Genomic DNA, 20802 nt, shown 5'->3' with positions numbered 1-20802 from the left:
CGGGCATGGCTCTCCTCCAATATGCTTCTTGTCTCGACAACTCGAATCATACCGGGGCGGGCCGTGCCCTCCTTCCTATCTGGACGCTATCCTGCTGTCAAAGTGCGCAAAAAATTGTACGTTACCCGGCCGCCCATCATTTCGACGAAGCGCTTCACAATGGCCAGACCCAGTCCCGTGCCACCGTGCTTGCGCGCGGTATCGGGGTCGCCCTGCTCGAACGACGAGAAGATAGTCTCGAAATGCTCGGGTCTGATACCGCACCCCGTGTCGCTAACTTCGAAGCGCATCCACACCTCGCAGGTCTCGGATCCCGCTTCGTCGCCAACCGTGGTCCTAGGCACGTTGGAACGCTCCAGTCGCTCGACGCTCAACGTGACGGATCCGCCCTTCGGGGTGAACTTAAACGCATTGCCCACCAGGTTGTAGAGGATCTGGTTCAGATGCAGCGCGTCTCCCAGAAGACAATCGGGCAGCGCGCCCTTCTCGACGGTCTCGTAGCGGATGCCCAGCTCAGACGCCTGCGCACCGAACACGGCAGAGAACGCGCCGACGAAGGTGCGCACGTCGAAGCCATCCCGCTTGATCTCCACCTTGCCGCTCTCGATCTTGCTCATGTCGAGGACGTCGTTGATGAGCGCCATGAGATGGCTGGAGGCCACCGTTACCTTCTCGAGGCAGGAGCGGACTTTCTCCCGGTCGTCGATGTTCTCGAGCGCGATGGCCGTCATGCCCATGATACCGTTCATAGGAGTTCTGATCTCGTGCGACATACGCGAAAGAAACTCGCTTTTCGCCAGGCTTGCATGCTCGGCGCGCTCGCACGCAGCCTCCGCGCGGCTCTTCTCCTCGGCAAGCAGCTTCGTATTGCGCTGCACAAGCCGATAGTACAGCACGAAGAACACCACGGCGACGAGCAAGAGTACGCCGCCCACGATGAACGCGTTGCGCGCCAACGTCCCCGAAAGCCCCGCGATGTCTCCGTCCACCACGCCGTAGGGCATAGCCGTGCACAAGAACCACGAACCGTCGAGCATCGGCCTGAAATAGAGGAACTCCGACTCGCCGCCGCACGTGAACGGAACGAGTGCGGATTCACCGGCCTCGAGGCGAGATCGGACTTCGTCGACAGAGCGCCCGTCGTCGAGCACGGCTGCTGCATCGAGCTTCTCGAGTATGTTGCCGCCCGAGCTGCCCTCGTCGTAACTGCCGGCCAAGCAGTTGCCCGAACGGTCGACCATAATCGAACGGGAGCCGCCAATTAAGCCCAGATCAAGCTGATCCGACATCTCATCCAGATCGTAGCCCGCCACCACCGCGACGAACGACACCGATCCGCACGCCACGGGCTCGATCGGATCGACGAGCGCGATCTTGCCGTCGTAGATCGCGATATCACGCCCCTGCGCATCGCGATACACCACGTCAGGCGACTGGTTCTCTGAGGCATCCTTTTCAAGGTAAGCGGTCGTGCCTCGCGCGGTATAGTACCGGCCATCGTCGCCGAGGAGCGCAAGATAGGCGTACTCGTCGTTGCGCTCTTGAGCCTCCAGCAGCCGCTCCACCTCCTCGATGGTGCGCGGCGCGTCGAAGACAAGAGAGGTTCCGACGGTTTCCACCTGGCAGAACTTGTTCTCGACGCCGGTATTGAAATGAGCGATCACCTGATCGCTCAACTCCTGCAGATACACTTGACTCACCGATTCGATGGCCGCGCCCGTCGCCGATCGGGACGAAACCGCCGTATAGGCGAGCGTTGAGAGAAGGATAAGGACGAGCAGCGATGCGACGAGCGCGGCGCGTCTGCGCTCGCGCGAGTGTTTCAGTAGATTCATGGGGGAACTTCACCATCCTGGACATCGAAGCCTTCGACATTTTAGCATGCCGCTAACATGTCCCAGCTTACCGGCCCTCAACGCCTTCGCTACCGCGTTTCATCTGGAAAATGACAGGGCGTCTGGCACAAAGCCAGGCTTTCGGATACGATGTTTGTCATCGAAGAAGAGGAGCTTTCCGTGGAACAAGCAGCCGCAGCATCGAGCACGCCGACCGTGGCGGTGCTCGTCCCCTGTTACAACGAGGCCCTGACGATCGCGAAAGTCGTGGACGATTTTCGTCGGGTCCTGCCTGAAGCAACGGTGTACGTCTACGACAACAACTCATCCGATGACACCGCCGCCATCGCTCGTGCGCACGGAGCGGTCGTGCGCACGGAGCGCCGCCAGGGCAAGGGCAACGTCGTACGGCAGATGATGCGCGACATCGACGCCGACTACTACGTCATGGTGGACGGCGACGACACCTACCCCGCCGAAGCCGCACCGGCACTTCTCGCCCCGCTCATGGCTGACGAAGCAGATATGACGGTGGGCGACCGTCTTTCCAACGGTACATACGGCAAGGAGAACGATCGTGCGTTCCATGGGTTCGGCAACAACCTCGTGCGCTTTCTCATCAAGCTCATCTACGGATTCGAGTTCTCAGACGTCATGACCGGCTACCGCGCCTATAACGCCGTGTTCGCCAAGACCATGCCAGTGCTCTCGCCCGGCTTCGAAATAGAAACGGAACTGTCCATTCATGCGGTGGACAAGCGCTGGCGCATCCAGGAGATCCCGATCGACTATCGCGATCGGCCGGAAGGCTCGGAAAGCAAGCTCGATACGTTCTCGGACGGCATGAAGGTGCTGCTCATGATTTTGTCCCTGTTCAAAGACTATCGTCCGCTTGCGCTGTTCAGCTGGATGTCGCTGGTCTTCTTCCTGCTGGGGCTTGTCGCAGGCGTACCCGTTATCGTGGAGTTCCTGCAGACCGGCCTTGTGCCGAAACTGCCCTCTGCACTGCTGGCGGTCGCACTTGTGGTGGTGGGAATGCTGTCCTTCACGAGCGGTCTCATCTTGGACACCGTGGTCAAAGGCGCGCGCAAGCAGTACGAACTGGACGTGACGAGAGCCTACGAGCGCTACGGGCGCACGATCTGAGCATTCGCCGAACCCGAACGACGCATCTATGCAGACGGGGCGCGTTGCAGTGGGATCGTTGCATCCTCCATGTCGGTTTGCGCCCCGCCTTATTGGTATATTACCAAAACGATCATCAAATTATCAGTCGTGTCTTTGCGCGAATTGTTTGTAAAAATATAAGTTTTTACCTCTGTGAATGCGGTTCGAATAACGGCTTCGTGAGCGAACGTAATCTATAGGTTACATCGTAACGCGCGTGCTGCGCGGATGCAATCCTCAAGCTTGCCCACGTCATCCGCATGGAACCGATAGCGCGCTTCCTGCAGGCCGCCCTCGCCGTTATCGTGCTCCACACGCTCAAAGCGCAGATCAACTGAGGAGAATCCCTGCGAGAGCAGCGCGTAGGCGTAGCACTGCGCCTGGAGGAGGTGCTTTCCTTTTATCTGCGCAGGGGTTTCGTCTTCACCGCCCCCCGTCTTGTAATCTACAACGAGCGCCGATGAATCGTCGGGACGGGTGCAGAGCAGATCGATCTCGCCTTCCATGAGAGCCTCGTCCACGCGCACGAAGAACGGCGCTTCGGCGCGGCGATGCGGCCACGAAAGAACCTCGGCGAACGTGCGACTGGCAAACCAGCGAGCACAGGCTCGTTCAAGGCGGCTGCATTGGTCGGAGGATAGCCCGAAAGCGCGGCTAAGCGCAACGATGCGCGCAGCACCGGGCAGGCGCCCCGTCTCGACCGCGAACTGGGCGGCGCGGTGGAAGGCATTGCCCAGCGCAACAGCGCGATCGCCCTCCGGCTTTCGATCCTGCATGCCGCACGCGTCGTCAGGAGAGGGGGTCGCGCGGTGAGCACCATCGGAAACGAGAGGGCCAGACGCGGGATCGGGCGCGATGGACGAGTACGAAAACACATGCTCCCGCCCGGCACGCCCCGGCTCGCAAGCGGGCGCGGGCATAGGAAGCGCCGGAACGGTGAAGCGCGTTGACTCCGCGGGTGCAGTCTGCGCAGCAGAGCCGTCATCGACGCCTTCCTCTCCCTCTGGCTCCACTCGAACGCGCTCGAAACGAGCCGGCTCAGTGCCGCCGAAGTCGACGTCGCAGACATCCTCGGGGAAGTCCCCGTCGCCAAAAAGCGCGCCGCGAACGTCATCGACAAGCTCGGGATAGGCACCGCCTTGCGCCGGCTCCTTCGCATCCATGACCACCACGAGCGCTTCGCTCGCACGCGTGAGCCCCACGTAGAGCTTACGGCGCGCCTCGGCCAGCTCCTCGCGCGCCGCCCGTTCTTTGAGCGCCTCACGGTAGGCGGCCGTCGAGCAAGAAGCGGCGGCATCGCCTTCGACGAAGCGCGCGGCCGCAGCCGCATCATGCGCGTCCATTTCCTTCCGCGCCTTGCAGGCTTCTTCGTACTTCTTCGCCGCCTTGGCCAGACCCGGCAACGCCTCAAGCGAGCGGCCGGGCCCGAGCGAAGCACGGGCGAGCGATCCGCACGTCTCCACCACAAGCCTGCTCTCTCGCCCCGTCCCCGCGAATTCCGCCAAACCGACGATAGGGAACTCAAGACCCTTCGAAGCATGAACGGTCATGATCTTCACCACGCTGCCGTCCGCGCCGGAAAGCGCTCCCGGCGCTTCTTTGGCGGCTTCCAGTTCGCGTGCGAACGCCTGCGCCGCAGAGGCGAAGCCGAGGTGACGCTCACGCTCCATCGACTCCACCATGCGCACGGCCTTGAGCACGTTCGCCGCAGTAGCAAGCCCGCAGGCCCCCTCGCCCTCAAGCCGCGCCATCCATCCCGACCGCACAATCGCGTTCATCGCCACCTTCGACGCAGGGAGCGTGCGCGCCTCTCGGCGGGCGTCGGTTATAAGGCGTACGGCATGCGCAAGGCGCGGCGGCAACTCGTTCGTTTTCTCGGCAAGGCGCGCAAACCCACGGTCGAGATCGCGACGGCGGGCGCGACCCGATTCCGGATCCTCCTCCGTCGAGAGCTCCAGAAAATCGTCGGCTGACAGGCGCACCATGTCGCTCGTGAGCACCTCGAAGAGCGCGGCAGTGTTCGCCGGATTAGCCACAGCCTGCAGAAGGCGCCCAACCACGCGCACCTCCGGCACCGACGAGAACAGCGAACCGCCCGCGATCACGCACTCGAACCCTTCGGAGCGCAGCGCATCGGCGTACAGGTCCGCCCGCGTCATAGCACCCAGAAGCACCACCATGTCGCCCGGTGCGTGACCGTCCGCCCTCAGCGCAGCGAAGCGTCGAGCCAGCTCGCGTGCTGATGCGCGCTTGGCGTCGCCGGTATGTACGCCCGTGTTCTTGCCGGAGGGCAGCGAGGCCAGCACGACGTCGATGCGCGGAACGCTCCCCTGCCAGCTGCTCGGCCGCTCCTCATGCGGGTCAAGCGACATGAACGCCTTGCCGAACACATGGGGCTGTTCGAACACGCGGTCCACGAACGACAGCACGTCGCGATGGCTGCGGAAGTTCTTCGAGAGCTCCACGTAGCGAGCGCCCGCTTCGGGCTCGCGCATGGCGCGCTTGTGCTCGTCGTACACGTTCACGTCCGCGCCGCGAAAGCGGTAGATGGATTGTTGCGCGTCGCCCACGGTACACAGATGCGCACAGCCCTCCCCCGCCAAGCGGGCAATCATATCGATCTGCAGCTGACTCGTATCCTGGAACTCGTCCACCATCACCAATTTGAAACGGCGTTCGTAACGGCGCGCGATGTCCGGGCGCGCTTCGAACGCCTCGAACGTCTTGATCAGCAAATCGTCGTTGTCCAGCTTGCATAGCGCGCGTTTGGCGTCTTCGTAGCTCCGCGCAACGCGCCGCGCAAGCTCCATGAGCTCCTCGGCCGCCGGCAAGGCGAGCGCGAGAGCCGTCTGCTGGGCCGCATGCCCATGCATCCCCTGGCAGGCCCTCACGCCGGCCTTGACCTCGGCTCCGCCGAACGTCGCAGGCAAGAACGCGCAGCGGTCAAGCGTCCGGGCGAAGGCTCTCCAATCGGCCGGACTCGCTTCCCGCCCCTCCGCGCCGCCATGCTCGTCAATGAACGCTGCGAGCGCGCAGACGGCTTCACCTGCAGCAAGCGCCGCTTTCTGAGATGCGGCGCTCGGCTTCGCCTGGGCGATGGCCGCAGTCGCGTCCTCGTAAGCAAGCAGGAGTTTGCGCGCGAGCGCGGACGGGCGCTCGGGCGCAGGGCCGAAGTCGACCGCATCAAGACCGCCGCGCAAGTTTGCGGCCTTGGACAAAAGCTCGTTGAGCATGCCGGCCACCGACGAAGCGCGAGGGCCTGTCGAACGTGCCGCGAACTCGGCGAAAAGCGCCTCGCCGAACCCGCGCGGGGCAAGGTCGTCGTCCTGGCCAAGCGCCTCATCGATAGCAGCCGCCACAAGATCGGCCCGCTCCGCCTCGCCAAGGATGCCGAACGCCGGATCGATTCCAAGGTCGAGCGCATGCGCGCGCAAGATGCGCGCGCACATGCCGTGGATTGTGGATATCCACGCGCCATCAACCTTAAGAGCCTCCTCGGCGAGCCGTCCGCCTTCGGCGCGCAACGCGCGCTTCACACGGGCCTTGATCTCGGCAGCTGCTTTCTCCGTGAACGTGATGGCCAAGACCTCGTCAATGCTCGAGACTGCGGGGCCGCTCTCGGCCGTAAGCGCGTAGGCGATGCGCTGGGTGAGCGTGAAGGTTTTCCCCGACCCGGCGCCAGCCGACACAAGCAACGGGCGATCCACGCATGAAACGATGTCGCGCTGTTCGGGCGTACAGGCGTTCAGATTCATCGCTACTCGCTCCTTTTCTCGCAGGCGAGCACCGGGCAGTAACCGCACGGATTGCCGCCGCGCGGTTCAGGAGCGATATGCCCCTCCAGAAGACTGCGCGCCGCCAAGGCCACGCGCTCCTCCACAAGATCGATGAGACCGCCAAAGCTCTCGGCACCCAAGGCGTCGGCCGCAGGCCCCGGCACGCCGCAAGCCTCGATGGAAATTCCAGGCACGGCATGCTCCCCGAGCGCCGTTCGGTCAACAGCTCCGGCGGCCTTGGGCTTTGCGTAGGACACGTACAGCGCGCCAACGACATCGAGCCCCAACAGTCGCCGCGCCACCTGAGCGTACATGAGCGCCTGCACCTTGTGCGGTAAAACGGCGCCCGCTGCCTGCACAGCCGGCGAAGACGAGGAGAGGGCGTAGTCGGACGAGAGCGAGCCCTTGTAGTCGATGACGACAGCTTGACCGCAACCGTTCACATCGATGCGATCGATGCTGCCGCGCAGAAGACAGTCGGCATACTCGAAGGGTTCGTATGCGCCGAAGTCGAACTCGAAATGCGCCGGCTCAAAGCCTGGCAGCAAGAGCGGCTCGCGTTCGATGAACGCGGCGAGTTTACGGCGCAAATCGTCCAGCTCGGCCTCTTCGAGCTTGGTGCGGGCGATGAGCGGATTGTCCTTGGGCCTGAGTGAACGCTGAGCTGCCAGGCGCTCGTCAAAAACCTCGCCGAACACCGCGCGCGCCCGCTCGAGGTTGTCCGGGCCCACCTTCGCGAAGCCCTCTTCGCCGAAGCGCTCAAAGACGCGTTTGAGCACCGCATGCGAGAAGCTGCCTTTCTCCTTCGGGCCGAATGCAGCGTCGGGCTCGGACGTACGCAGGCGCCTGAGCGCAAACCATTTGTAAGGGCATTCAAGATACGATTCGACCGCCGAGGGCGACAGCGTAGGTGCTGCATCGGCAGCCGCATTCGGCGGCGGCAGCACGATGCGCGCTCTGCTTGCCGCATCCACTGCACCCGATACGGGTACGTCCCAGGTGAGCGATTCGCCGTGCACAGGGGCAAGAACGAGATTCGCATGGAGCGTCTCCTCGCCGGCGGTTTGAGCGAACGAGGCGAGCGGTTCGGGCAGCCCCGTCGCACGGTCGACGCGCGCATCCGCATCCATCTCGCCGCCGGCCGAACGGTAGCAGTCGAGCAGCTCTTCGAGCATGACCGCCGGGTAGGCCTCGTCGGCATCGGAAGTGTTCAGCGCACGCTCGCACACCACGCATGCGCGCGGCGCCGACAGCGCGCGGAAAAACCGCCGACGGCTCTCAGCGAGCGCATCGACAGGACAGCGGAGGCCGAGCTTTTCCATGAGTAGCGTAGCGCCGTCTTCGGCTGCACGCACCGGATACGAGCTAGCCTCGAGGTCGCACACGACCAGGGTCGAGCACGAACACGCCGGAAGCTCGGCAGCATCGTCGAGCGTCATGAAGCGCACTGCAGGAGCCTCCTCGCATCCCCCCTCTGCGCTGGTGCACGCATGCGCAGGAACCGATGCGCGCTCCAGGTGCGAAAGCGCTTCGAGCGGAGCCACGCCCGCGCCGGCGCTTGCCGCCGCGAACCTGCGCGCAGCTCCCATGGCCGCCAGCTGCTCGGAGCGGAACGCCGGATCGCGGCCATCGAGGCGGGCGGCCGACCGCTCGAAAGCGGCCACAGCGGCCTCAAAGTCGTCGATGTCCAATGCCGCAAATGCGTCCGCAGCTGCCTCGCTCGCCGCCGTTAGGTCTCGTCGGATGGTCGCGGCGTCCGCCAACCGATCGCCCCGCCACGTTGCATCGAGATCGCTCGCCGAACGCAGCGACAAGCCAGAAAACGGGCTGAGGGCAAAGTCCGCCGCCCGCGATGCAGCATGCGCATTGTCAGAACCGACCGCAAGCAATGCGAGGAAAGCGCGGCCGAACGCGGTGTCGGCAAACGCTCGGCGGGCGGCTACGGCCGATGTCATCCCGCGCGCGAGCAGAGCAGGCGCAATCTCGTCGAAGAGCGCGCGCGGGTCGCGCGCCGCAACAACCACGGACAGCGGGGATCGGCCTTCCTCGAGTGCCTCCTCACGCTCGCGCGCGACGGCGACCTCGAGCGCGCCCAGCACGAGCGCAGGTGCCGCATAGCGGCCCGCAGGCAGCAAGAAGCGAACGGCGCCGGTCGGTTCGACGGGCGCTCCGGGCGCATACAGCCTTTCGAGCAGAGACCGGAGTTCGGAAGCGCGAGGCGCCGATCGCGGGGGGAAGCGGCAGGCGTCATCGAAGCGCTCCGCGGGCGTGCGGTCAGACAGCGTCTCGACCAGCTGCTCAATCGCACACGGCACCCCATCGAACCCGAGCATGAGCAAGAACGGCACGTCCTCCATGAGCTCCGGCAGCGATGCGGCTGCTTGCGCGGCCTCGGCCATCCCTCGTTCAGCAAGCAACGTAGCGTAGCGGCCGAGGGCGTTGAGCATGGCGCTCTCGGCTTCGCTCAATCCGGAAGGAGTATCGTCTGCGCGGACGGTGGCGAGCAGCTGCGGCAGCGCATCGCGGGCGAGCGTCGATGCAAGCTCAACGATACCAGGAGAAGGAACGATCGCGCCGCCGCCCGAGGCCTCCTCGTACAGCGCGCGCTGTACGAGCAGATTTCGCTCGGCGGACGTCACCAGGCGACGCCCGTCGCCAAGAAGCTCCCAACGGTCGGCAATCCACGTATCGGGCGTTTCCACACGCACCCCGAGCCCGCAGGGCCCGCCAGCGAGCGCTTCGCGAACGCGCAAGACAGCAGCAGACGAGGGGACCAGAAGCACTGGCGATCCGCCCGCAGCAAGACTCTCGGCGAGCACCTCCTGTGCGGCATCAAGCGCCGCATCCGCGTTGTCGAATATGCGCTGTCCTATGGGCATGGCGCCATTGTACCCGGCCTCGGCATGCCCGGCCGGCCAAGGCGAACGGCAGAACGGAAAAACCACTTGCAAAGGCGCAGACGCTTTGCAATAATAGACGGGCTGCTTTTCACGGAGAAGCGCACCCGTCCCCATAGTCTAGAGGTTAGGACGCGGCCCTTTCAAGGCTGAGACACGAGTTCGATTCTCGTTGGGGGCACCAACATGCTAAGGCCAGGAGCTGGAAGAGTTCCTGGCTTTTCTTTTCGAACCCCGTTTGCCCGCATCGAAGCCCAGCGCATGCGAACCCCGAGAAATCCCGGATGCATGGAATACGCACGGCTCTTTCTGAACGGGCTCCCTTTACGGTATGATACCGCTTATGGATATTGACGCATCTGCCTTGCCGCAGCACCCACACAGCGCACGTGCCGACTCCGACGGCATTTCATCCGCCCCCGAGGCCGGCTCGCCACGCAGCAGCGAAGATTCTCCGACGTCCCCAGACAGGCACCCCGAGTCCGTCGAGCCCGGTGTGCTGCTTGGCGCGGACGCTCCCAGCCCTCTCATCATCGTCATGCATGCCTCGGTGGGATCAGGGCATCGCAGCGCGGCAAACGCCGTCGCGCAGGCGTTCGAGCTGTTGCGCGACGGAAGCGACGAGACGCTCGACAGCTCTCTAGCAGCGACGGGAATCGACAGAGCAGCCGCATCCGACCCAGCGTGCGCATCAGCCCTGTCGTCGCATGCGCCCGAAAACGAGGCGCGCGAAACGATGGGAAGCGCATGCACGCCGCACGACTTCGACGTTGAGGTCATCGATGTGCTCGACTTCGGTCGCATTGTGTTCGATGGGAACAAGGCAGCTTCCCTGTTCACCGGTGCAACCCGTCCCATCTACGACCTCACCTGGCGCTTCTCTCTCACCGGCCGCCTTTTATGGGGCGGCGGGACCGCGTGGAACCGCATCATGTACCCCGCCTTCACCGACTATGTGCGCGAAAAGCGACCTGCAGCGATCGTATGCACCCACATCACGGCCGCCAACGTGGCCACGGCGGCGCGCATGCTCACCGGGCAGCGCTTCCCCATCGTCTGCGTGCCCACCGACTACGAAACGGAGGGGCTCTGGCCCCATCGTTCGGCAGATCTGTTCTGCGTCGCAAACGAATCCATGGCGGAAACGCTGCGCCCGCGGCGTGTTCCCGAGGAGCGCATCCTCATCACCGGCATCCCCACCCGAGACGATTTCAGGCGCAGCTACAACAAGCGAGCCACGCGCGAGAAAATGAACCTGCCGCAGAACAAGCGCGTCGTGCTCGCACTGGCGGGGGCCTACCTGCCAAGGCCCTACGTGCATTTCCGCGAGGCGATCGACAGAACCCTTCCCTACCTCCACAGCCTCGATGATTCCACGCACGTGGTCATCGTGGCCGGCAGCGATGCCGAATATGCACGTCACCTGCGCCAAGCATGCGCAGAGCTGGGTGTTGGAAACGCTACCGTGCTCGACTATGTGGACGAGATGGCTGCGCTTATGGCAGCAAGCGACCTGGTCATATGCAAATCGGGAGGCCTCACCGTGACGGAGTGCCTCTGCGCGCAAGTGCCGATGATCCTTTTGGGGAAAGCCTATGGCCAAGAGAAGGTCAATGTGCGCATGCTCACATCGGTGGGCGCCGCGATGCACGTGACCACGGCGCGCGAGCTGGTGGATGCTCTGCGCCATATCGCCGCAAATCCCGAGAGCGTCCATGCCATGCTCGTCAACGGAAGCTTTCTGCGCCGCCCCGACGCAGCCCTCGATATCGCGCGCGCCACGCTATGCCTAGCCCGCACGCCCATGGCCGACGATGCTCACTACAGGAAGCACTTCCTGCAGTTCTATTGGGGCCGCAAGCCCGCCCATATACGCTGACGCGAGCACAGGGCGGACCGAGCTGCCAGTTCTGCTCATTCTGCGAGAAGTCCGGAGAACCCCGACCACGAAGCCTATAATGAACGTCCGGCGCTCCTCCGAAGTCGGTTCGGAGCGCCTTCGATCTTCCGATACACGGCGGCGGATCGAACCCGCCCTGCAATCTGCGGCCAAACGCCGCACCCGAACAGAAACCAGAGAATACTAACATGAAACAATTCAGCGAACTCGGCCTGTCCGACGAGGCCCTGCAAGCCGTCGCACGTTTGGGCTACGAAGCGCCCACACCCGTCCAGGAACAGGCCATCCCCCTTGCGCTCGAAGGGCGCGATCTCATCGCCGCCGCAAAGACGGGCACCGGCAAGACCGCCGCCTTCTCGCTGCCTTCGCTCGATCGGCTCGACCATGCCAAAGGCGGCCAGGGACCCCTTATGCTCGTGGTAACACCCACGCGCGAACTCGCCCAGCAGATCGGCGAGGTATGCACGACCATCGCCGCATCCACACACCACCGCATCCTCACCGTAGTCGGCGGGCTGTCCTACGAACCGCAAATCAAGAAGCTCAAGCACGGCGTGGACATCCTCATCGCCACGCCGGGACGCCTCGTTGACCTCATGGAACAAAAAGCGGTGAGATTGGGGGACGTGGAGGTGCTCGTCCTCGACGAGGCCGACCGCATGCTCGATATGGGGTTCTGGCCGGCTATGAGAAAGATTATCGGCGCCACCCCCGACTCGCGCCAGACGCTCTTGTTCTCGGCCACCATCGACTCATCCATCAAGAACAGCGTCGGGCGGCTCCTACACGATCCGGCCTTCGTGGAGATCGCACACAAAGGCGAAACGGCAGACACCGTAGAGCAGCATATCGTTCGCGTCCCGCAGACGCTCAAGCCCGACCTTCTCAAGGCGCTGCTCGCCGAGAAGGGCGCCGAACGCGTTATCGTGTTCGCACGCACGCGAAGCCGCGCCGACTCCACCTGCCGTCGCCTCAAACGTGCGGGGTACTCTGCAGAGGCCATCCATTCTGATCGCAGCCAGAACCAGCGTCGCCGCGCACTCGATAACTTCGCAAGCGGCCAAACCGGCATCCTGGTGGCTACCGACGTGCTCGCACGAGGTATTGACGTCGAAGAGGTGGACTATGTCGTGAACTACGATCTGCCCACCCAGCCGGAGGACTACATCCACCGTATCGGCCGTACGGGACGCGCCGGCGCAGCAGGGTTCGCCGTCTCGTTCGTGAGCCCGGAGACCGAGGATGCGCTGCGGGATATCGAAAAGCTTATCAAGCGGCCCATCCCCGAAATGGACGTCGCCTCCTTCGACCTCGAACAGGCCGCATCCGAGCAGGCGGCGCGCCAAGCGCGCTCCGAGGCGCGACGCGACCCCGAAATAAAGCAGGCGGCGAAGGAACTGGCTGCTCGCGAGCGTAAAAAGGCGAAAGCGCGCGAAGCTGCGACGGAACAGCCTGCAGCCAAGGGCGGAGCCGCGCCGAAGCGGAAGGCGCCGAAGAAGCCCGCCGGAGCGAAGGGCGCGCAGCCAAACCGGCCGCGTCCCGCCCAGCAGGCGCGCAAACAAGGGTCGAGCGGAGCCGCCCCGCGCGCCACCTCCAAGCCGCACGGCGGCTCCGATCTGCGCCCCGGACGAGCGCACCGCGCCGCCCTCGCTCAGCAGCGCTCCAAGGGCAAGCGACGCTAGGAAGCCCGGTGAAACGACACGCCGCCGGGCTCGTCCAAAGAGCCCGGCGGCGTGCATGAGATCGATGTCCGCGCACGCCGTTAGAAGCGGCTTACGCGGACCCGCAGAACGAAGGACTCTCACGAACAGGCGAAATGCCTGCTTTGCAGGCGAAATCTTATGTTAGTCGCAAGAACCAGCACGCGCACGTCAATCCCATGCACTCGCGTCCGAACCAAGCCGCGGATCCCCCAAGCTCGAATGCCGAGCCGCCTACCCCAAAGGGTTCTTGTTCTGGTTCGCAGCAACCCGCATGAAGCGCTTGGCAAGCACATACAAACCCGCCAGCACCACGAACGCGCTGCCGGCCAGCATCCACTCGCCCTGCAGCAACTCGGCGATCAGGAAGAATAGAGCGGCCGACGCGGCGAACAACAACGCCACGGCGGCAATGGCCACCCCTGCCGTCACGGCGAGGCGAGTGCCGCGGCCCTCCTCTTGCGTATCCTCGACGTACTCGACCATGACGGTTCTACCCTTCTCTTGCACGGACGCCCGCGACCGCGGTGTGTGGTTACTCCGCCGTCCCGACGCATACAACATAAAACGTGTTCCAAGACTTCAGAATACGCTTTTCGTAGCAACGACGTCCACACCAGTCCCGCATACGTCGCCGAGCAGCCGCTGTCCGGCATGCACGGGCGCTTCCAGCCGAAGCCCTGCGATCGCGCGCAGCACATCGCGGACGAGAACCTTGGGAACAGCGCCGGCCGTCTTCACGCTGACAGGTTCAAGACAGCCCGCCACGGGCAAGACCGCCGTGATCGTCCGCTCTGGGCGGACAGCCTCGTTCGCTGCATATTTCGCGCCCCGTTTGCAGGAATGACCGGCGATGTCGGCCACCCCGCCTTGCTCGTCGAACGATACCTCGACTTCGCACCCAAGCGGGCAGCAGATGCAGGTAAACGATGCAATGTCGGTTGCGATCTGCATTATGCGCCTCCTTCCCGCGGAGGCGCAGCCCGCGGAACGCGTGCATTCGATTCCATTTCGCCGCTCTCCACCCGCACGCGAACGGAGACGCTTCCGGCCGCGTCGGACGCACTCAGGCCGATCTGCACCATTTCGGCCGGCACGGCAACCATCGTCTTCGCACGCTTGATCGTTCGGCACCGGCCCACCTGGTCGATGGCTTCCACGACAAATCGGGGCTCGCGCACCGCTTGGGCAACGCGCAGCGACAGCGCAAGAGACTCGCCCCGGCCGGAAGCGACATCGATCTCCTGCGGCACGACGTAGCGCACGCCGGCGCCAGCTTCGACGGGCACGGTCGCGCTCCGCTGCGCATCCTTTTCGCCAAGCGCGAACGCGGCAGCGAAGCTGCCGGCACGCTCTCCCTCGGCCGAAGCGTGGTCCACCAAATCGTGCACGTGCAATGCGTTGCCGCAAGCGAACACCCCGGGCACATCGGTGGAGAGCCGGCTGTCCACACGCGCACCGCCCGTCACGCCGTCGAGCGTCACGCCCGCCGTCTTCGCTACCTCGTTCTCAGGCAGAAGCCCTATGGACACGAGCAGCGTATCGCACGCGACGCGCTCTTCCGTGCCGGGCACAGGCTGCAGCGTTTCGGGATCCACCTGCGCGATGCATACGGCCGAGAGCCGGCCTTCGCCTTCCAAGCGCACGACCGTGCGGTTGAGATGCAGCGGGATGTCGAAGTCTTCGAGGCACTGCACGACATTGCGGCGCAAGCCTGACGGACGGGACATAAGCTCGTAAACGCCTACGACTTCGGCGCCCTGCGACACCATCCGGCGTGCCATGATGAGGCCGATATCCCCCGATCCAAGCACGACAGCCCGCCGCCCGGGCAGGCAGCCCTGCAGGTTCATGAAATTCTGCGCACTGCCTGCTGAAAATACGCCGGAGGGACGGGAACCGGCCACGTTCAAAGCGCCGAGGCCTCGCTCGCGCGATCCTGTCGCCAATACCGCCGCACGCGCCGCGATTGCACGCGCACCGCAGCCATCGACCACATGGACGAGCAGCGGATCGGAGAGATCGCATCGCGAGACATCGAGCGCTGTGACCGTTGCGTCCCGTAGCACCTCGACGTCGGAGGCCGCAAGCGCATCCGCTTCACGACTCGCGTACTCGGGACCAGTGAGTTCGACACCGAAGCGATGGAGGCCGAAACCGTCGTGCACGCATTGTTTGAGGATGCCGCCGAGACGTGTCTCGCGGTCGATGAGCACCGTGCGCGCGCCGTGCTCCGCTGCAGCACGCGCTGCGGCGATCCCCGCGGCCCCACCGCCTACGACCGCAACGTCGAAGGGCGCGTTGCATGGAGCATTGCGGGCGGAACGGTCGAGGTACGCTCGCGCCTCGACGCGCGCGAGCCGGGGATAATCGAAACGAGATGACGCGACCATTGGCGAACCAGGCAGACGCTTGTCGATACGCTCGGGAGTCGTGTCCAGCTCGCGCGCGACGATTTTCACTATCTCCGGCGAACAGAAACCTGCATGGCAGCGGCCCATCATGGCGCGGGTGCGCCACTTGAGCGCATCGAGCGAATGTACCGGCAGCGGACCGTGAAGCGCTTCGACGATCTCAGCCTCCGTCACCTCGCAGCAGCGGCACACAATCCGCCCCCATCGCGCATCGTGTGCGATACGCGATGCGCGCTCAGACTCGCCGATCTCCGAGAACGGAACAATCCGCATCATGCAGGGGTCGAACGCTCGGTTCTCCTGCGCATTGAGCCTCTCCGCGATAGCGGACGCGACGAAACGCGCTACCGCCGGCGTCGACGAGAGCCCCGGTGAATCGAAGCAGGCGATGTTGAAGAAGCCGGGGGCATCGCCGGGTTCGCCAATGACGAAGTCGCTTCCGTCGGCATTGGCCGCTCGCAACCCCGCGAAGTTCGCGATTATGCCGGAACCGCCCGCTCCGGGCCAAGTTGCGCGCGCCCGCTCGAGGACATCATGAAGGCCGTCGATGCTGGTGGACAGATCGTCTTTGCTTACCTGCTCCACGGCATTGGGCCCCACAAGGAGATTCCCGTGCACGGTCGGCGTCACGAGCACCCCCTTGCCAGCCACAGATGGCGCCTGGAACATCGTATGCTCGAACATGCCGCCGAAGTCGACGTCGTAGAGGCAGTACTCTCCGCGCCGCGGGACAACATGCAGCTTCTGCTCGCTCACGGCGTTGTTGAGCTCGTCGGCGAAGACGCCCGCCGCATTTACCACGGCCCGCGCCGCGTAGCGCACGCCCGCCGATGTTTCCAGAAGATAGCGCAACGGTCTGCGCCGGCCACCCAGCGGGCCCTGCGGATCCCCGTCCTCGTCGAGGGCGGCAGCGGCGGCCGCATCCAGATGCTGGATTCGTACGACCCGCTCGTTGAAACGGAACGTCGCCCCATGCAGAGACGCCTGCTCGGCCGCACGCAGCGCAACCTCGTACGGATCGCATATCGCTCCCGTTTCGGCCGCCAATGCACCGCTCACCCCCGGTCCCGTCGCAGGCTCGAGACAGCGAACACCGGCTTCGTCCAGCAGGCGAACGCCGCGAATGCCGTTCGCCTGAGCCCGATCAACGAGTCGCCGCACACCGGCAAGCTCGCTTTCAGAGAAAGCGAGGACCATCGAGCCATTCCTGCGATATGAGAATCCCAGCTCGTCAGCCCACCGGGGAAACAATTCGGATCCCTGCGCGTTGAACCGAGCTTTCAGCGACCCGGGAAGCGGATCGTAGCCAGCGTGCACGATCGCCGAGTTTGCGCGCGTAGCCCCGCAAGCAAGATCGTTGCCCGCTTCGAGCACTGTTACAGAAAGCCGCCATCGGGCAAGCTCCCGCGCCGTCGCCGAACCGGCAACGCCCGCACCGACCACGACCACATCTGCTCGCAAAGGAAGTTCGATATCCATGGAGACAGCTTACTATGCGCAAGCGGTAAGCGAAAGGCCTGTCATGCAAACCGCGAATCCCGCTGAAATTCGATCGGACGCATGCAATCCTCGTGCCTCCGCACGACAACGCGATTTCGACTCAAGTACCTCGCGCACCCGTACGACCACTCAGCCACGCAACGGAAGCGCTGCATGCCGGAACGCAGCGAATCCGTGCTTTGTCGTTCGGCTCGTCTTTTATCCCCGCTGGGCGAAAGAGCGTCCATGAACATCGTAGAACAAGGTAAGGTGTGAGTCGATGAACGAAGGAAGGGAGTGCTATGAGAATTGCGGTGGCCAGCGACGGTCTGGATGTATCGCTGCATGGCAACCGATGCGAGAGCTATATGTGCTACACAGTGGAGCGCGGCATCATCAGAGAATGCCAGAACACTCCCAATCCCTGCTTATCCCCTGAACTCACCGCCGAGTTGTTCAAACAGATAGGCGTCAGCGTCTTTATCGTGCATGTGCTTGACCCATCGTTTCGCGAGGCATTTGAATCCGCCGGCATCGAAGTGGTTACCGGCTCATCCGGACCGACCAACCGCGCCGTGGAGAGGTTCCTTGCCACCCTCTTTCTGGGCGCTGATATGCTTGACGACGATCTGTCCCCCAACGACGATCTCGACCTTGCCGAAGCATGACGTTACATTAGGCTGCGCTTCCTGCATATACGAAAGACCCCGCTTTTGCGGGGTCTTTCGTATATGAGGCTGCCGGTTGTTCGCGCCGCTTACAAGAAACTTCCTCGCACCGACTACCAGTCCTTTTCGCAGCGGAGCGCACCACAGGCGAGCAAAAGCGCGCGAAAAGCAGGCCAAGGATCGGTGCAGGGAGGCTTCGAACGCTACCGGCCTCTTCGTGAGCGATAGAGGCTCAAACCTTACAGCGCTTTCTTAGCTACATCCACGACGGCGGCAAACGCCTCGGGATCGTTGATGGCCATATCGGAGAGCACCTTGCGATCAAGCTGCACGCCGGCCTTCTTAAGGCCGTTCATGAATACGGAGTAGCTCAGACCGTTGAGGCGAGCGGCCGCATTGATGCGAGTGATCCACAGGCGGCGGATCTCGCGCTTCTTGTTGCGGCGGTCACGGTACATGTACTGCAGCGAATGCTGCACCTGCTCCTTCGCGGCACGATAGGAACGGGACTTCGCGCCATAGTAACCTTTTGCGCGCTTGAGGACGGTACGACGCTTCTTGTGGGCGCTGACTGCGCGCTTGACACGGGCCATTTCTGATCTCTCCTATCGATTAGCGAAGACCGAGGTTGCGGGCGACGACCTTCTGGTCGGCCTTGGCCACTTCGGTCTCATGGCGGAAATTGCGCTTGCGCTTCTGGCTCTTCTTGGTCATGATGTGGCTTTTGAAAGCCTTCGAGCGCATGATCTTGCCGGAGCCGGTCACGCGGAAGCGCTTGGCGGTTCCGCGATGGGTCTTCATCTTAGGCATCGTCTGTGTTCCCTTCTTCTTTCTTCTCGTTCTCTTTTTTCTTCTTTGCTAAGACCGCCGCAGGCAGCGGGGCGATGAGCATGTGCATGTTGCGACCTTCCATCTTCGGCTGGCTTTCGATAACCGCCGTTTCCTTCAGGTCGTCAGCAAGGCGCTCCAGAATGGTGAGACCCTGCTCGGGATGCGCCATCTCGCGGCCGCGGAACATAATGGTAATCTTTACCTTGTTGCCCGCGTCGAGAAAGCGCATGACGTGCTTCTTCTTGGTCGTGTAGTCCCCCACGTCGATTTTCGGACGGAACTTCATCTCCTTGGTCTCGACCTTGCTCTGGTTCTTGCGAGCCTGCTTGGCTTTGATGGCCTGGTCGTACTTGAACTTGCCGTAGTCCATGATGCGGCATACGGGAGGATCGGCCATGGGCGCGATCTCCACAAGATCAAGCCCCTGGCTGTCCGCCACCCGCTGGGCTTCCGCCGTAACGTAGATGCCCATCTGCTCGCCGTCGAAGCCGATCAAACGACATTCCCGAACCGTAATTTCTTCATTGAGCCGTGGCTCCTGAGCAGCTATCGCGCTCACCTCCCAATCCTTCGCGCCTTGGCGCTTCATGTGAAAAGCCCGCCACTCCGAGAAGCGACGGGCTCACATTCGCATGTCCGGACCGCAGGCGATCCAAGCATTCGAGCGACCCATCAGCAGCCGAAGCGCCGAACCAGGTGGAGGGTCTCCCCTCGCTTGAGTAAACAACTTGCTTATTGTAGCATGGCGTGACGCAGATGCAAGAAAAAACTTGCGCGCTGCTCGAGCGCGCACGCGAATGCTTCAGACATCATTGCTCGGACGTGAGCTTGCATGCTCGCCATCCCAAACATCGTTCCTCTAGCGGGGAACAGCGCTTGAAGGGCGCATCAGCCCTCCATACCAGAAGATTGCGCTTCCTCAGCAACGCTTTGCTCATGAGAGCCTTTTCTTTCCTTCCGACCAATACCTCTTCTCATTGTCATCCTCAACCTCTCCCACGATCTGACAAAGGCAAATGAGCAGACAATGCATACAGCGAATACGGCCAGCCAAAAAACGAGCGTCATCGCCCCGCTTACATCAAAACCGCCTGCTTGAGAGCATACTTGGAATACGGAGAAGATCACGACATTGCTTACGACAAGGTATTGAAGGCTCTTTGATCCAACTGCCTCGATCATCTTTATCAACTTCCAACGCTTCACGTTTCGGCACATCAACCAATAGGCATAGACGAACAGATACCCTCCCATCACCCAAAGCGCTGACGGAGGAAACCGGGTCGGCATACCTCCAGTCCTCCACACATACGCAAGCAGCATCATTGACCCAACGGCTGCAAAAACCAACACGATCCGGTTCAGGGACGTTTTCTTTTTTGATAGATATGCGCCGACAACAAAGTAGCTAAAATAGGAAATGATCGGAAAACAAAAGAAAGCGTTTCCTCCGAAAAATACACCGAGCACAGGCAAAAAATGCGTATCGAATTGCAGATTGCACGATAGCAAACTCAAGACTACAACGATGGCGCATATCACGCCATTCAGCTTTTCAGCAAAAGGCTTCATCACAAAAAGCAGCGGAAAGATGAATGCAAAGCTCAATAAAAACTCCGAATATCCGGGGATATTCTGCAAGGTCAGAATTTCAATGATGCTAGTTGCCGACCACCTCTCAGCGACAAGAATAGTAAAGGCGATTCCAGAAACATAAAACGCGATTATTGTTCGCACGAATCCTTTCAGGAGCTTTTTCGCAAGAAGGGAATACGAAATACGCTTGAACAAATAAGCTATTGAACAGGTGCAGCCGAATACGAACATGAATCCTGAAAAAGTGATCAAGTTAATGTACGCACTAAAACTCTCAGATACGGTTCCACCCGAGGGAAAGAACTGGACAATGTGAGCCGCTACCATCCCTCCAACTAAGACGCCTTTGAAAAGATCGAGCGATGTATCGTGCGAATTGGCCTGTAAAGCAGAAGTATTCTTCAATGTCGGCTGTAAGTCTTGCGACATGACACCTACCACCTTTTTTTGAAAACAGTTCATATGATTGTATAACAAATAATTTGAAGACGACCTTGAGGCATATCGAGGTTGCTTCGAAGGGAGATTTGGAGATTCGC

Annotated in this window: 14 protein-coding genes and 1 tRNA gene; 5 read left to right on the top strand and 10 right to left on the bottom strand. The window is 62.4% G+C overall.

The window, feature by feature from the left end; all coding sequences use genetic code 11:
- Positions 1 to 86 precede the first annotated feature (86 nt).
- Positions 87 to 1835 (bottom strand): ATP-binding protein, encoded by a 1749-nt coding sequence (locus C2L71_RS10605; protein ID WP_103265728.1) that lies wholly within the window; start codon positions 1833 to 1835, stop codon positions 87 to 89.
- Between the two features lie 180 nt (positions 1836 to 2015).
- Between C2L71_RS10605 and C2L71_RS10600 the strand changes: the two genes are divergently transcribed.
- Positions 2016 to 2981 (top strand): glycosyltransferase family 2 protein, encoded by a 966-nt coding sequence (locus C2L71_RS10600; RefSeq protein ID WP_239926633.1) that lies wholly within the window; start codon positions 2016 to 2018, stop codon positions 2979 to 2981.
- 215 nt (positions 2982 to 3196) lie between these two features.
- Here the strand turns inward: C2L71_RS10600 and C2L71_RS10595 are convergent, their stop codons facing one another.
- Positions 3197 to 6757: a UvrD-helicase domain-containing protein gene (locus tag C2L71_RS10595; RefSeq protein WP_103265726.1), complete on the bottom strand. Its 3561-nt coding sequence runs from the start codon at positions 6755 to 6757 to the stop codon at positions 3197 to 3199.
- A gap of 2 nt (positions 6758 to 6759) precedes the next feature.
- On the bottom strand, positions 6760 to 9657 hold the full coding sequence (locus C2L71_RS10590) for a PD-(D/E)XK nuclease family protein (protein WP_103265733.1): 2898 nt from the start codon (positions 9655 to 9657) through the stop codon (positions 6760 to 6762).
- A gap of 127 nt (positions 9658 to 9784) precedes the next feature.
- Here C2L71_RS10590 and C2L71_RS10585 point away from each other — a divergent pair.
- The 3 genes from C2L71_RS10585 to C2L71_RS10575 all read left to right on the top strand — a co-directional run bounded on the left by C2L71_RS10585 (position 9785) and on the right by C2L71_RS10575 (position 13257).
- A tRNA-Glu gene (locus C2L71_RS10585) sits at positions 9785 to 9859 on the top strand.
- A 159-nt stretch (positions 9860 to 10018) separates the two neighbouring features.
- Entirely contained in the window at positions 10019 to 11554 is a 1536-nt protein-coding gene (locus C2L71_RS10580; RefSeq protein WP_239926631.1) for a glycosyltransferase, read from the top strand.
- Positions 11555 to 11763: 209 nt separating this feature from the next.
- Positions 11764 to 13257 (top strand): DEAD/DEAH box helicase, encoded by a 1494-nt coding sequence (locus tag C2L71_RS10575; protein WP_103265725.1) that lies wholly within the window; start codon positions 11764 to 11766, stop codon positions 13255 to 13257.
- 252 nt (positions 13258 to 13509) lie between these two features.
- Here C2L71_RS10575 and C2L71_RS10570 read toward each other — a convergent pair whose 3' ends face one another.
- The 3 genes from C2L71_RS10570 to C2L71_RS10560 all read right to left on the bottom strand — a co-directional run bounded on the left by C2L71_RS10570 (position 13510) and on the right by C2L71_RS10560 (position 17168).
- Positions 13510 to 13761, bottom strand: coding sequence for a hypothetical protein (locus C2L71_RS10570; RefSeq protein WP_103265724.1), 252 nt, complete (start codon positions 13759 to 13761; stop codon positions 13510 to 13512).
- A 96-nt stretch (positions 13762 to 13857) separates the two neighbouring features.
- Positions 13858 to 14229 (bottom strand): DUF1667 domain-containing protein, encoded by a 372-nt coding sequence (locus C2L71_RS10565; RefSeq protein ID WP_103265723.1) that lies wholly within the window; start codon positions 14227 to 14229, stop codon positions 13858 to 13860.
- Positions 14229 to 17168: an FAD-dependent oxidoreductase gene (locus C2L71_RS10560; protein WP_103265722.1), complete on the bottom strand. Its 2940-nt coding sequence runs from the start codon at positions 17166 to 17168 to the stop codon at positions 14229 to 14231. The genes C2L71_RS10565 and C2L71_RS10560 overlap by 1 nt, the downstream gene beginning before the upstream one ends.
- A gap of 302 nt (positions 17169 to 17470) precedes the next feature.
- On the opposite strand from C2L71_RS10560, the gene C2L71_RS10555 reads away from it, so the two are divergent.
- Positions 17471 to 17836, top strand: a complete 366-nt coding sequence (locus tag C2L71_RS10555) for a NifB/NifX family molybdenum-iron cluster-binding protein (protein ID WP_103265721.1) — start codon at positions 17471 to 17473, stop codon at positions 17834 to 17836.
- Between the two features lie 239 nt (positions 17837 to 18075).
- Here C2L71_RS10555 and rplT read toward each other — a convergent pair whose 3' ends face one another.
- The 4 genes from rplT to C2L71_RS10535 all read right to left on the bottom strand — a co-directional run bounded on the left by rplT (position 18076) and on the right by C2L71_RS10535 (position 20692).
- Positions 18076 to 18429 (bottom strand): 50S ribosomal protein L20, encoded by a 354-nt coding sequence (gene rplT, locus C2L71_RS10550; protein WP_103265720.1) that lies wholly within the window; start codon positions 18427 to 18429, stop codon positions 18076 to 18078.
- Between the two features lie 19 nt (positions 18430 to 18448).
- A complete protein-coding gene (gene rpmI / locus C2L71_RS10545) occupies positions 18449 to 18646 on the bottom strand; it encodes a 50S ribosomal protein L35 (protein ID WP_103265719.1) in 198 nt (65 codons plus the stop codon).
- Complete coding sequence (infC, locus tag C2L71_RS10540; RefSeq protein ID WP_103265718.1) at positions 18639 to 19256, bottom strand: translation initiation factor IF-3; 618 nt, start codon at positions 19254 to 19256, stop codon at positions 18639 to 18641. Before infC ends, rpmI begins: the two co-directional genes overlap by 8 nt.
- A gap of 299 nt (positions 19257 to 19555) precedes the next feature.
- Positions 19556 to 20692, bottom strand: coding sequence for an acyltransferase family protein (locus C2L71_RS10535; protein ID WP_103265717.1), 1137 nt, complete (start codon positions 20690 to 20692; stop codon positions 19556 to 19558).
- Between the last annotated feature and the right edge of the window lie 110 nt (positions 20693 to 20802).

The organism is Enteroscipio rubneri (genome assembly GCF_002899715.1).
GTDB lineage: Bacteria > Actinomycetota > Coriobacteriia > Coriobacteriales > Eggerthellaceae > Enteroscipio > Enteroscipio rubneri.
Note: the sequence above shows the minus strand (reverse complement) of the source record. Positions and strands in the feature narration are given on the sequence as shown.

What these genes read in the sequence shown, in the direction of transcription:
- C2L71_RS10580 (WP_239926631.1), top strand. Translation starts at nt 10,019, where the DNA reads ATGGATATTGACGCATCTGCCTTGCCGCAGCACCCACACAGCGCACGT.
- C2L71_RS10565 (WP_103265723.1), bottom strand. Translation starts at nt 14,229, where the DNA reads ATGCAGATCGCAACCGACATTGCATCGTTTACCTGCATCTGCTGCCCG.
- C2L71_RS10570 (WP_103265724.1), bottom strand. Translation starts at nt 13,761, where the DNA reads ATGGTCGAGTACGTCGAGGATACGCAAGAGGAGGGCCGCGGCACTCGC.
- infC (WP_103265718.1), bottom strand. Translation starts at nt 19,256, where the DNA reads ATGAAGCGCCAAGGCGCGAAGGATTGGGAGGTGAGCGCGATAGCTGCT.
- C2L71_RS10560 (WP_103265722.1), bottom strand. Translation starts at nt 17,168, where the DNA reads ATGGATATCGAACTTCCTTTGCGAGCAGATGTGGTCGTGGTCGGTGCG.
- C2L71_RS10595 (WP_103265726.1), bottom strand. Translation starts at nt 6,757, where the DNA reads ATGAATCTGAACGCCTGTACGCCCGAACAGCGCGACATCGTTTCATGC.
- C2L71_RS10575 (WP_103265725.1), top strand. Translation starts at nt 11,764, where the DNA reads ATGAAACAATTCAGCGAACTCGGCCTGTCCGACGAGGCCCTGCAAGCC.
- rplT (WP_103265720.1), bottom strand. Translation starts at nt 18,429, where the DNA reads ATGGCCCGTGTCAAGCGCGCAGTCAGCGCCCACAAGAAGCGTCGTACC.
- C2L71_RS10555 (WP_103265721.1), top strand. Translation starts at nt 17,471, where the DNA reads ATGAGAATTGCGGTGGCCAGCGACGGTCTGGATGTATCGCTGCATGGC.
- rpmI (WP_103265719.1), bottom strand. Translation starts at nt 18,646, where the DNA reads ATGCCTAAGATGAAGACCCATCGCGGAACCGCCAAGCGCTTCCGCGTG.
- C2L71_RS10535 (WP_103265717.1), bottom strand. Translation starts at nt 20,692, where the DNA reads ATGTCGCAAGACTTACAGCCGACATTGAAGAATACTTCTGCTTTACAG.
- C2L71_RS10590 (WP_103265733.1), bottom strand. Translation starts at nt 9,657, where the DNA reads ATGCCCATAGGACAGCGCATATTCGACAACGCGGATGCGGCGCTTGAT.
- C2L71_RS10605 (WP_103265728.1), bottom strand. Translation starts at nt 1,835, where the DNA reads ATGAATCTACTGAAACACTCGCGCGAGCGCAGACGCGCCGCGCTCGTC.